At 68.4% G+C, this 11,969-nt stretch carries 8 protein-coding genes and 3 pseudogenes; 5 read left to right on the top strand and 6 right to left on the bottom strand.

The genetic code is table 11. The features are described 5' to 3' along the window. Positions 1–920, bottom strand: a pseudogene (locus A8W25_RS30860) (hypothetical protein); the annotation flags it as partial. Positions 921–1,421: 501 nt separating this feature from the next. Here A8W25_RS30860 and A8W25_RS30855 point away from each other — a divergent pair. From A8W25_RS30855 to A8W25_RS35325, 5 genes and pseudogenes are all read left to right on the top strand, one after another. After that, positions 1,422–1,817: pseudogene (locus tag A8W25_RS30855) on the top strand (transposase family protein); the annotation flags it as partial. Positions 1,818–2,694: 877 nt separating this feature from the next. After that, positions 2,695–3,792: a tyrosine-type recombinase/integrase gene (locus tag A8W25_RS30850; protein ID WP_234386714.1), complete on the top strand. Its 1,098-nt coding sequence runs from the start codon at positions 2,695–2,697 to the stop codon at positions 3,790–3,792. Next, positions 3,789–6,401, top strand: coding sequence for a tyrosine-type recombinase/integrase (locus A8W25_RS35335; protein ID WP_234386712.1), 2,613 nt, complete (start codon positions 3,789–3,791; stop codon positions 6,399–6,401). Before A8W25_RS30850 ends, A8W25_RS35335 begins: the two co-directional genes overlap by 4 nt. Further along, positions 6,398–6,970 (top strand): DUF6262 family protein, encoded by a 573-nt coding sequence (locus A8W25_RS35330; RefSeq protein ID WP_067167768.1) that lies wholly within the window; start codon positions 6,398–6,400, stop codon positions 6,968–6,970. Before A8W25_RS35335 ends, A8W25_RS35330 begins: the two co-directional genes overlap by 4 nt. Positions 6,971–6,995: 25 nt before the next feature. Beyond that, positions 6,996–7,220, top strand: a pseudogene (locus tag A8W25_RS35325) (transposase); the annotation flags it as partial. A 378-nt stretch (positions 7,221–7,598) separates the two neighbouring features. Here the strand turns inward: A8W25_RS35325 and A8W25_RS30835 are convergent. From A8W25_RS30835 to A8W25_RS33110, 5 genes are all read right to left on the bottom strand, one after another. Further along, positions 7,599–8,246, bottom strand: coding sequence for a hypothetical protein (locus A8W25_RS30835; RefSeq protein WP_158942833.1), 648 nt, complete (start codon positions 8,244–8,246; stop codon positions 7,599–7,601). A 32-nt stretch (positions 8,247–8,278) separates the two neighbouring features. Continuing rightward, positions 8,279–9,088, bottom strand: coding sequence for a hypothetical protein (locus A8W25_RS30830; RefSeq protein ID WP_234386701.1), 810 nt, complete (start codon positions 9,086–9,088; stop codon positions 8,279–8,281). Positions 9,089–9,103: 15 nt separating this feature from the next. Then, positions 9,104–10,492 (bottom strand): ATP-binding protein, encoded by a 1,389-nt coding sequence (locus A8W25_RS30825; protein ID WP_067167760.1) that lies wholly within the window; start codon positions 10,490–10,492, stop codon positions 9,104–9,106. Between the two features lie 298 nt (positions 10,493–10,790). Continuing rightward, a complete protein-coding gene (locus A8W25_RS30820) occupies positions 10,791–11,183 on the bottom strand; it encodes a hypothetical protein (protein ID WP_067167759.1) in 393 nt (130 codons plus the stop codon). Between the two features lie 472 nt (positions 11,184–11,655). Further along, a partial coding sequence (locus A8W25_RS33110) for an LPXTG cell wall anchor domain-containing protein (protein WP_158942831.1) occupies positions 11,656–11,969 on the bottom strand: 314 nt, incomplete at its 5' end.

Raw genomic sequence — 11,969 nt, 5'->3', positions numbered from 1 at the left:
TCGGGGGCGGTCGGGGAGGGTTCGGGGGGCAGGGGACTCACAGGGCCGTCCGCGGACTTGATCGTCAGGGTTCGCTGTACCGCCGCCGGGTACCTCGAGAGGACGCGCACCGTACGGCGGCCCGGAAGCGTACCTTTGGGGACCTCGAAGCTGACCGTCATACGGTCGCCCGACATCCGCATCTCCGTCATGTCCACGTACTGACGGTCGAGATTTACGACGACTCCTGTCGCGTCGCCGTAGTCGAAGTAGGTGCCCCGCAGCTCCACCTTCACCGTCTCCCCCGGCCGCGCCACCGTGTCCCCGCCCGCGTCCAGCCGGACTATGCGCCACTGGCACGCGGGCGCCCCGCCGCCCGGCGGCTTGCGCAGGGTCGTCGTGGCGCCGCGGTGCTCCCGGTGCCAGCGCAGCAGCCGGCCCAGGACCTTGTACGCCGCCCGGCCCTTGCACGTGGCCGGACCGCCGCCCGGCACCCCCTCGTACGCCCGCGCCGCCTCCCGCCAGCTGCCGCCCTTGTCCTGGATCGCCATGCACGCCTCGGCGAGACCGCGGACGACATCCCAGGCCTTCGGCTCGGAGTGGGCGGTCTCCTCGATGTCCTCAGGGGCGTCGGGAATCTCGCGCCGAGCCGCCCCGCAGTCGCGGGGCCGGTCCCGCAGCAGGTCGTAGACGCTCTCGGGGTCCGGCGCGTTCTCCGTATTGGGCGCATCGGGCCCGGGCGGCAGGAAGGAGAGGCCCTCGTTATCGGGTCCGCCCGGTCGTGGGCTGTCGTCGCCGGTGGGCGGCCGCCAGGTCGGCGTCCCGGTTGCCGACGCCGACGCGCTCGGCCCCGCCCCGGCGGAGCCCGTGGACCCGTCGTCGCAGCCCGCGACCGCGGCGAGGCCCAGGGCCAGGCCCAACAACACTCCGTATACACGCATCGTCCTCACCGCGTACCCCCCGGCTCCGGGTGTCCCTGGCCGTCATGATGGCGCCGCCTCAGCGGCCTGGGAAGGAGAACAGCCGTGCGGGCCGTACCCGCCGGGGAGCCAGGGAACAGCCGGGGACCGGCCGCCGAGCGGACCCCCGCACGCCCCCGGAGAAAGTGAGTGTTCCCCTCCAGCCGGAGCCGAGGGGCCGATGGCTCGTCGGAGGCGACGCTCCGGGAGTGGCCACTGGCCGCGCGCCGGAGAGAGTTCACAGTTCTACGAGATCAGGTGTTCCGTGGGGATGCGTTTCGGCGAACGACGGCTGGCACAGGGACCGTCTGTGAGCAGGGGGGACACAGGGTCGCCGGGGGAAGGAGTCGGACGTCATCATGGCTCCTCCGGTTGGACCCAATCAGGTAGGCGTGGCCGACCAACCCGGTGCGGCTGCGACTGTCTGGCAGGTTTCCGGTTGTTAAAGCGGAACTGTTGAGTTGCCTGGCTCGTGGCCGGGGGAACTACCGTTTCTCGGCAAACGTGCAGGTCATCATTGACGCGGACAGACGCCTGGTCGTCGCGAGCGCCCGACCGGCACCCGGAAACAAGGCCGACGCCCACGTGTGGCGGGAGTCGGATCTGCCGACGCAGGCCGCGGGCACCACCGTCATCGCGGACGGCGCCTACCTCGGAACCGGGCTGATCGTGCCCCACCGCAGAAGGCCCGGCCGACCCCTCCTGCGCGGCCAGGAGGAAGACAACGCCGAACATCGCCGGGTCCGAGCCCGCGTCGAGCGCACCTTCGCCCGCATGAAGAACTGGAAGATCCTCCGCGACTGCCGTCAGAAGGGCGACGGCCTCCACCACGCGGTCCAGGCCGTCGCCACCATGCACAACCGCGCCATGGCTCGGTGAAAGAGCAGGTCAGACGAAACATCGACCTGCCCACACCCACCCTTCTGCAACAACCTTTAGACCTCTGGGGCGACATCCGCGGTGTCGGCGTACCCGCGAACGTGTACGCCAACACCTGCTCGCTCGACACAGCCACGGGAGACGGTCGAGTCCCAAAACCTCACTGAATCACCGACCGGATGCAGCTGCAGCCTTCCGCGGCTCGACGGAGCACCCGTGGAATTCAACACCCCTCGTGTCCCAACCTTTCATCACTCTGTGCCCGGTCCGCTCGCCCGCCCGATCGACGTGATCTGAGGCCCGCAGGCAAGCAAAACACTGGCGCGCGGGCATCGTTCTCGAACAGGCCGTCATCACCGTCGACGTCAACGCACCGGGGTGCCCCCGCACGGCGTGGTAATAGACACCGCCGCCCCACGCATCGTCCTCCTGGCCGCCCGTTGACCGTCCCTGCACGTCATCCGTTCCTCATGGTTACGCGCAGTCTGCTCTCTCAGGAACACCTCAACGGGGCGTGCCAGGTGGTTCACCCAGGCAAGTCCTCGGGGGCTTCCTCCCGCCAGGCGGCACCGAGTTGCGCGAGCTCCGCGCCCAGTACGGCTCACTGTTCTTCGAGGTTCTCGTCGGCTGGCGAGGCGAGGTAGATGTTGCCCCGGTAGGGATTACCGACTGTGTTGTGCGTGTCGGGATCACTCGTCGGGGTGATCTGTGGGGCGTTCGCGTTCGCGTTAACCGATCTCGGTAAGCCTGTTCGTCGCGTAGGTATGCGACGGGAGGGTAAGTGCGTAGCGTGATTGTCCTGGACGACATTCGTGTGCAGGAGATAGTCCGGGGGGACGGTAGCCGGTCGTACACGGTCGTGTGGCCGGACTTGGCCGTGGATCAGGAGGCCGACTCCTTCCTGCGTCAGTACGAGGGGTCGGGGACGCAGCGGACGTACGCGTACACCCTGGTCGATCACCTGCGGTGGCGGGTGCGTGAAGGACTGGTAACAGCGACCATCTCGCTGTCGGACCTGCAGCGGTACATGGGCGCGGTGGGGGCACGGGTGCCGATGCCGTTTGGTGAGCCATGGCGGGTGCCCCCGAAGCGTCCGTACGGTGCCGATGCTCTCAAGGTCGCGGCCGCATCCTTGAAGGGCTTCTACCTGTATCAGTGCGTCCGGCAGGGGGTGAATCCCGCGCTCAGGGAGGCGTTGGATGTGCGTCGTCTACCGACGCAGCCAGACCGGGACCGGGCTCTGCTGGGGCACGTGGTGACTTCGATGCCGGCCAACCCGCTTACGCCTGCGGGCCGTTCGCTGCGCCGTCATCCCAAGATGCTCCCGGACGGTGCGCGGCCCGAGTTGCTGAACGAGGTCAATACGGCTCGGGACGCGATGGTGGTGACCTGGCTGTCCGACACGACGTTGCGGATCGGCGGATTGACCGGGCTGCACCTGGTCGACCTGCACCTTCGAGATAACGCGGCCTGCGGTGAGTGTAGGAGTCCGCATGCCCATGTGTGTCATCGAGGGGGTAACCCGAACCGGGCGGCGGCGAAGAAGAAGCCCGAGTGGCAGGTGCAGGACGGAGTGGTCATCGGCGGGGAGATTTACCGGGTGAGCCCGGCAATGATCAGCTCCTACTTCGCCTACATGACCACCGAGTACACGAGGTACGCCACCGGGCACGGGATGCTCTTGATCCAGTTGCACGGTCCGCGGATCGGCGAGCCGTGGACGGCGGACGCCGCCCGGGGCATGCTGCGCCGCGCCGGAAGACGGGCCGGTCTGCCCGGCCGCATCAAGCCGCACCAGTTCCGGCACTCCACGATGGGCGGGCTTCTGGATGCGTCGGGGAACGATCTGCTGGTGGCCAAGGAGGCGGGCAACTGGGCCTCGATGCAGATGGTCGATGAGGTCTATGGCCACCCAGACCAGCACTCGCCGCAGTTCGTCGCGGCCTTGAACACGGTCTGGGGTGAGGAGGAGTGACCGCCCCGGCCCGCCGGCTGCTGCCCGTAGCCTCGCCGCCCACAGCCCCGAGCCGCACAACGGCAGACCGGCTGGAGGTGCTGACGGCCTTGCTCAACTCCCCGCACTTTGATGCGGCCTTGCGCGGCGACGTCATCCACCTGCCTGCGGACCATCCTGTCTACGGGTGGGAGTGTGGAGTTCTCCATTGTCGGCGAGCTCTCTACCCGGGCGGCGATTTCTGCCTCGTCCACCAACGTGTGTGGTGGCGCGAACGGGAAGCAGGCCGCAGCATCACTGATTTCCTGGACATCGCCCAGCCGCTGGAAGCGAAGTCTTGGAGGACGCCCACGTCCTGCCGCATCTGCCCCCACCTGCCGGCTCACAGCCAGGAGGGCCTGTGTTACTCGCACGCCGCTCGCTGGGGCGTGGCACGGCGCCAGGGCCGGAAACGGAGTGGAGCCGAACCGGACTTCGCCGAGTGGCTGGGTGGGCAGCCGGTGCTGGCCTCGTTCGGGCAGTGCCGGGTGGTGGTGTGTCCGGAGGAGGCAGGGCATGCGCTGGGGCTGTGCCGACGCCATCGGCTCCTCTACTACCGTGCGGGCCGCCCTGGCGGAGCCCACCCGCCACACAACTGGGGCCGGATGGCCACCCAATGGCACCGGCCCGTGGTCGTCAGCTACCAGGACGAGGCCGCCTTCCGGCAATGGTGCCGCACGACCGGGCCGGCCACGCGGGCTCACGGCACACTGTCGCTGCTGGGCCTCAAGCCGCTGGTCAAGGCAGAGATCAAGTGGTCGATGTTCCATCACACGCAGGTGCCGGACCAGGGAAGCCACTGGCGGCTGCCCGTGATCCAGCACCTTGCCGAACATTGCCGCACCACCCGAGCGAACTCCCTGGCCGACCTTGACCTGGCCCACGTCAGTCACGGCATTCGCCAGATCGGCACGGCGATGGTCGGCTACCTGCGCCCCGTCTACTTCACCCGTGAGGACACCAGGGATGCCGGGTTCATCGAAACCGAGCACTTCGGTGTTCGCTTCCCGAAATCCAACGGCAGAATTGATCTGAGCCGGGTCACCCAGCGGTGGTTGAGGGATGTGCTCTGGGACATGATGGCTGCCCGGTTGACCGCGAACCCGCCCCGCAGCCGGAGCGTCTTCGATGAACTACGCCGCGGGTGCGTGGAGCTGAGCGCCTACCTGGAAGCTTTCGTCTCGGACGGCGGACACGATCCCACCGTGCTGACCGCCTCCCATGCGACCGACTTCGTGGCCGATCAGCGTAACCGGGCCCGGCAGCGCCTGAAGTCCCTGGGCATTCACCGGCCTCAGGGCCGGGAGAAGGCAGGCGAGCCGTCGACTGTCAGCGCCAGCACTGTCGCCACAGTCCTCTCGGGCGTCCGCCGCGTGCTGCGCAGAGCGCTGGAGACCGGCACCGCCGACAGGATCGGTCTGGACCGCGGGTTCATCCTCACGATGCCGAGCGCCAAGCCTCCTTCGCGCCGCCGGTCCCCTTTCCCCGACGACGTGGCCAGGGCTCTGGCCCACCCGGACAACCTGGCGAGCCTGGAGGTGTTCGATGTCAACGACCGCGGACTGCGCGACGCCTGGGAAGCACTGGTCCTGCTGGGACGCCGTTGCGGTGAGGTGCTCGACGTCCGCCTGGAGTGCATCGGCCGGCTGAATGGACTGCCGATGTTCTGGCACGACCAGACCAAGGTCGGCAACTATGACGCGGCCATCCGCATCCCTGAGCGGCTGTACCAGCGGATCGAGAGCCGCCAGGCTGTGACCATCGCCCGCTTCACCCGACGCAACGGCCGGGCCCCCACTCCGCGCGAGCGCCGACAGATCGCCCTGTTCCCCAGGGAGAAGAGCAACCGGAACCTCCTCAAGGGCGTCAGCTACGCGTGGTTCATCCGCCTCTTCCGCAGCTGGGTGGACACCCTCGACATCGCCCACTGCGTTCCCCATCAGAGTCGCCACACCCTGGCGACGAGCCTGCTGGGCAACGGTGCCGACCTGATCCACGTCAAACGCTACCTCGGCCAGGTCTCGGAGCGGATGGCCGAGCACTATGTCCACCTTGCCAACACCGACCCCCGCCTCGAGCATGCCCTGCAGACCATCTGGGTCGCCGGCCCCGGGACGGCCGAGCCCGGCCTCGTCCTGTCGGGCAGCGAGCCTATGTCCAGGGAGGAAGCCGAGGCCCTGGCCATCGACCTGACCCGCCGGTCGACCCCGGCCGACGGTGGGTTCTGCACCTTCCAGCACGTCGTCGAGGGAGCGGCCTGCCCTTTCAATCTCAACTGCCACGGCTGCGAGAAGTTCGTGATGTCGGGTGCCGACCTCGTCTACTGGCATCGCAAGCGCGAGCAGTGGCGCATGCTCGCCGAGCGCGCGCCGGACAGCGCCACAGCCGACTACCTTCACGGGGTGTTTGAGCCCACCGCCCGCGCGATTACCGGTCTGGAGCGGGCACTGGAGGCAGTCAGCCTCCTGGACGAAGCGCTCGCACTCGACCTTCGGCGCCCACAGGACTACTTCGGCCGCGTCTGGGCCACCGCCTTCCGAACGGCAGATCTCTCTAGCCCGCCGGAGTCTGAGGAGGGCGATGCCGCATGACGTCCACCGCCGACTCCACCGCGGCCGCGATCGCCGCCCGCCGTCGCCAGACACGCACCAAACTCACCGACCTGGAGAAGGCGATCAGTCAACTCCGGCGCGAACGCGGACGGGTCACCATCCGAGCCATCGCCGAGCGAGCAGGTGTGTCCGCCACCTTCTGCTACGAGAACCCCGACGCACGAGCCCTCGTCCAGGCAGCCGTCGCACACACCCGACAACGGCGCGCTCAAGGAGCCCAACAGGAACACGAGCGCATCGAAACCTCCTGGCGCGAACGCGCGCTCAATGCCGAGGAAGCACTCACCCGCACCCAGGAAACCGTGTTCGCCCAACGCAAGCAGATCGGTGAACTCATGGGTCAACTACGCGACACTGAACACAAGACCCCGGCGGACACCGCCCCAGCCCTCCGCACCGAGAACACCCAGCTCAAACGCCGCGTCGACCAACTGGCCCAAGAACACCGCTCACTCCAAGAACGACTCGAAGGCGCCCGCTCCAACCTCCGGTTCGCCGAGAAACGCATCGCCGACCTCGAAGTCCAACTTCTCGGACACCAGTTGTGACGAACGCCCCGACCCGGCCCGGACTGCCTGCATCAGCTCCGCCGCCGCGAAACGCCGCGAGCTGGAGATCCGTCACCGCCCAGCAACGAGGCCATCAGGGCTGGCCCGAGTCTTACAGCAGACCCCCGAATGGAAGGAGCGGAACAAGACCCGCGCCGGTGTCGAGGGCACCATCTCGCTGGGCGTGCTCGCCTGCGGCCTGCGCAGGTCCCGCTACTGCGGACTGAGCAAGACAAGCCTCCAGCACTAGCTGACGGAGCGGCGATCAACCTCGCTCGTATCGACGCCTGGCTCACCCACAGGCCCGGAGTCCGAACCCGGGCCTCCCACTTCGCAGCACTTCGGCCCATCGGTTGGACCAGCGGGCCGAATTCTCCAACGGCGACCGCCTCATCGTTGTACGGGCTGACAAGATCACCGGCAAGCAGTGATGGAGGCCAGAGCCCCGGCTCACTTCTTCTTGCGCCGCCACGCCTCGCGCACCGCCACCGCGAGCGTGAGGTAGACACCGATGACTTCCAGCGCCAGCAGATATGTTTCCATGTCGCCTTTCCCGTCTGGTCCGTGGCTTGCTTCCACGACCACGATCGCCGACGAGACGGGTATAGGCATTCACTGTTTCGCCTGGTCAGGGGCGTTGGTTCACGCCCGGCCCGGGGCTGTTGCGCGCGGCGTCGGGCAAGGTTTCGTGGGCGGACGCGCGAACCATCGCGTCCATCGAGGCCAGCGGCCTCAACTGACGCCATTCGTACGGCGGATGGCCCGTACTGGGATGGCGGCGGTCATGGACATTTGCCGCGATCCAGAACAGGAGACAACCCGCCATCACGGCCAGCACCACCCATCGGAGCGGCCCCTCGGCACCTGATGTCACACCCCTCAGGAACGAACTGCCGACCAGATAGGTCAGCAGCGGGTAGACGACAGCTTGGTGCCAGATCTTCGTCGGGGACAGCAGCTGCGCACGTGTGTAGAGGCCGGTCCGCACCTCCCACCGGCCCTGCCACAGGCCGAACACCAGCGGCGGCACCGTCATCGCCACTGCGGGCCATCCTGTGACCGGCACGGAGGCGGCGCGCTGGGAGTCGGTAAGCCAGACACCGGCCGCGCAGGACACGGCCAGTGCCGGATCGCCGTAGAGGAACGCGGTGAACTCGTGCCGGGGGCGCAGCAACCGGCGTTCCAGTACGAGGGCGAGCAGCGCCGGGGCACCGGGGCTCACGGCGAACACGGCCAGGAATGCCCACACCGGCCCATGTTCCAGCGCGGGTGCCATGAAGGGCCGCCAGTCGTCTACGGTAGGCATCGTCATTTCCCTAGCCCGGTGCGGGGCTTGCGGCGGCGGATGGCCGCCGCGGGCCCTTGGCCCTCCTGCCGCCCCTCGGTTCCCCACGTCTCGTTCACTAGACGTTCGACATCCTTGTCGCTGAAGAACCGGGCGTACGTCTGCGCGAATGCGGTCACGACTTGGAGGTGTTTGTTGCGGGATCCGGCCTTCAGCTTGTCCCCAGGCGGTGCAGCGCCGAAGAACTCGTGCTGCAATGCGTGCACGGCTTCAGCGGACTGCTCCAGGAACGTCGACAGCGAGCGCGGTCCCACCTTGGTCTCCTGGATGATTGTCGAATACCGGTCATAACTGGCCGCTGCGCGCCACAGATCGAGATCCCCGGGCCGGCGGACGAGGCTGTTGATCCAGGAAGGCCCACGGCGCGGGGGCCGGAATCTGGCCGCCGCTCCCGGGCGCGGAGGATGATGGCCGTAGGCGATCGCGGTGGCGATGTCGCGCATGTCCTTCTCGGCACCGTGCTTGGACAGCAGTGTCAAGGTGTCGGGGTAGAACTCGAACGCAGCCAGGAGATGGAGGATCCGGTTGTGCTCGCCGTCGGAGGTGAGGACGGCGGCCGGAACTCGCGCCTTGCCACACTCCTCCAGTGCGGCGAGCCCGGACTTCGTCGACTCATGGAGGAAATCGAGATCGATGAAGGCGAGCTGGAAGTCCCGGTCCGTGGTGAACTTCTCGGCCAGCTCCTCCGGGGACCGAACGCCGACCACGACGTGTTCGGCGGGAGCCAGGGCGCGGGCGACGGCCGATTCGACGATCCACTGGTCGTCGACCACGAGTACACGCATCGTTCACTCACTTTCTCGGACGGCTGCTTGGACCGGCCACCGCTCGGCCGGCTTCGGGGACGACCAGTCCGCGTCCACCCTGGTGCCACCGCCCTCACGCGCGGCGAACTCTATGGACCCCTGGTAGCGGTCCAGATCTCGTTTCAGGACAACGAGGCTGCTGTTCTGTCCCATCGCGTCCGAGTGCATTCCCGGCCCGTCGTCGGCCACCGTGACCCGGATCCGCACAACGTCTCCGCCCTGGGCGTCGGAAGCGCGGCAGACGCTCACGCTCACCACCACCTTCAACGCCCCGGCCCGGACGGCGTTGGTCACCAGGTCGGAGAGGAGACGCCGAGTGACCTGGAAGTCGGTGGACGGCAACGTGACCGACGCACTTCCTGGATCCAGCACGCAGCGCTTGCGTAGTTCGCGCTCCATCACGCAGAGCACCGCCTCCCACAGCGACCCCACGGTTCCTCCGCGCCCCCGCCCCGGAACAAGCCAGTCCAGGCGCATCTCCTCGATCTGCACGAGCGTGTCCCGCAGCAGACCGCGAACCTCGGCGCGCTGGTAGTGGTCGCTCCGTTCGGCCAAGGCCACCATGGAAACGCCGGTCTTGGACATGCTGTGCAGATCGCGGCACGCCTCGACGCGCACCCCCCGCTCGACGTCGACCGCAGTGGTGACCGCCGCGTCCAGGATCCGGTCGAAAGACCACCACACGACAGCGACCGCACCGGCGCCGAGGACGACGCACACCCGCGCGGCGCGGGGGACGGCCGCCAGCGACGCCGTCCAGTCCGGTACAAACAACCCCCCGGCGATCAGCAGCGCGCCGACGGGGATGAGCCGCCGCAACAGCACCAGCCACCTGTCCGCGGCGCCCCTGCTCTCGTCGGGCCCCAGCTTCATGTACTGGGATGGCGCGTAATAGCCCGGGTCGCACACGATGTTGACGAAGACCAGCGTCACGAACACCATGACGGCGGAGAGCTGGACGATCGTCACCGAGACGCCGGAGCCTTCCGGGCCGTACGGGCCGACGAGGGCGAGCCCCATCGCCGCCATGCCGAAGCCTTCCGCCAGCCCCGGCAAGTTGAAGGAGGCCCGCCCCCGGGTGCTGTCGAGGTGATCGAACAGCCGGTACAGCGGGGGGAGCCGGTCGCTGGCCTCCTCGATACGCCTCCTGGTCTCCGGATAGGCGTGCAGAAGGGACAGGACGGCTCCGGCGGTGGCGAGCAGGAGGGCGAGAGCGCTGTGTGTGCGCGCGGACGCCGGGGTCCAGGCCAGGGAGGCCCATAGCAGGGCCATGCTCGCGCAGCGCAGCCATGCGGTGGTGCGGTGGAGGCTGTCGAGGGCACGCACCGCCGTCACCCAGCGCAAGTCCTGGCGGCTGTCCGAACTGTCCATGTGCCACCTCACCGTCTAGTCCTGCGGTGGAATTCATGATGGGCGGTCACGCGCGGTCCCGACAGCAATACATCGCAGATGGTGCTGCGCTCGTGCGCAGCACCGCCCAGCCGGGGTTCCCAGGGGCATCACTCAGGTAGGCCCCAACGGGCCACGGGGTGATGGGCGTAGGGGCCGGCGCCTGTCGCGCTGCCCGCGCCGCGCACCGACACGATCGACACCACCCTCGCAACCGACACCGCCAGGTCACGGTCACCTACGCGACGCATCTGCCCAGTTCACTGTCCACCTGGTCAGATCAGCAGTCGGTAAAGTAGGGGCGGAAGCCGACCCTCTCCCACCCCGTGCGAATGCGTGCTGTCACACGGTCCCATTCGGCCCGGTCGAGGGTTCGTTGCTGGTCGAGACCGAGATCGGCGATTCCGGGCGAACAGGCCCGGCATCCAGGGAGCAGCTGGTGGATGGCCTCGGCGGCCAGGATCGCAGCCAAGCCGCGCCCCCTACATGGCCTGGCCAGCGTCACGCGGTCCATGATGAGCAGGGCGAGGCCGCCCGCGTCGGCGAGGGACTCATTCACTTCGTCCGTGAAGTAGCCAGCGTCCGGGTCGAGCAGCACCCGGGCGAACTCGTAGAGGCCCCCTCCCTCCTCGTACAAGGACCAGTACACATTCAACCCCCGGTCCAGGTGCACCCGCTAGAAGGTCACATCTCCCCGACTGGTTCATCCTCCCTCGCCTACGCGGGGCAGTCTGCGCTGGTGCACTCGCCGGGCACCGCCGGGCACCGACCGCCGTCATGCACGCGGCGGGCGTGGAGAATTTCGACCTCCCACCGCTCCAGCGTGTCCGAGTGGGGGGCTCGGACAGTTCGTCGGAGTAGGAGAGACGCAGATGGAGCCCGGAGGGGTCGCCAGGCAGCCGGGAGGAGTCGATCACCGCGGCGGCCTGGCACACGGACCGTCAGTACTTCCCGCGTCGCAGGTCTGGCCGTCGGCACCGATCGCACGTCGCGGTTGCCCTCTCGGCCGGGGCCGCTCTGAGCGATCCGGCAAAGCCGCCCCATCGGGCCCACGAGGACGGGACTCCGACCTGCCGTAGACCGCTGTCGTAGACGCCGAAGGCCCCGGAAACCTGGGGTTTCCGGGGCCTTTGGAGGCTGCGGTGCTACTGGTCATCGGTGCGCCGGTGCTGGCCGGTGGCGGGGGCACCGGCGTGGGTCCTGCGGCGGCGGGCGGCGTAGTAGGCGCCTGCTCCGGCGGCCAGGAGGAGTCCGCCGGCGCCGAGAAGCCAGAGGGTTCCGCTGCCAGCACCGGTGTGGGCGAGGGAGCCGTCCGCCTCGTCACCAGCCGCCGCACCTGCACCAGCGGAGGCGGAGGCGGAGGTGCCGATGGACGCGCTGGCGAAGGCGGGCGGTGTCGGCGTGCCCGTTGCGGTCGTGTCTCCCGCTGTGGAGGAGCTGGTCGGGGTGGGCCGGGTGG

Origin of the sequence: Streptomyces sp. ERV7 (assembly GCF_001653515.1) — a bacterium.
In the GTDB taxonomy this organism is placed as follows: Bacteria; Actinomycetota; Actinomycetes; order Streptomycetales; family Streptomycetaceae; genus Streptomyces.
The sequence above is the reverse complement of the archived record's forward strand: the minus strand, read 5'-3'. Positions and strand labels throughout refer to the sequence as shown.

Bases quoted from the DNA above. Each gene is read 5' to 3' on its own strand.
- A8W25_RS30825 (WP_067167760.1), bottom strand. From the start codon at position 10,492: ATGGACAGTTCGGACAGCCGCCAGGACTTGCGCTGGGTGACGGCGGTG.
- A8W25_RS35330 (WP_067167768.1), top strand. From the start codon at position 6,398: ATGACGTCCACCGCCGACTCCACCGCGGCCGCGATCGCCGCCCGCCGT.
- A8W25_RS30835 (WP_158942833.1), bottom strand. From the start codon at position 8,246: ATGGCACCCGCGCTGGAACATGGGCCGGTGTGGGCATTCCTGGCCGTG.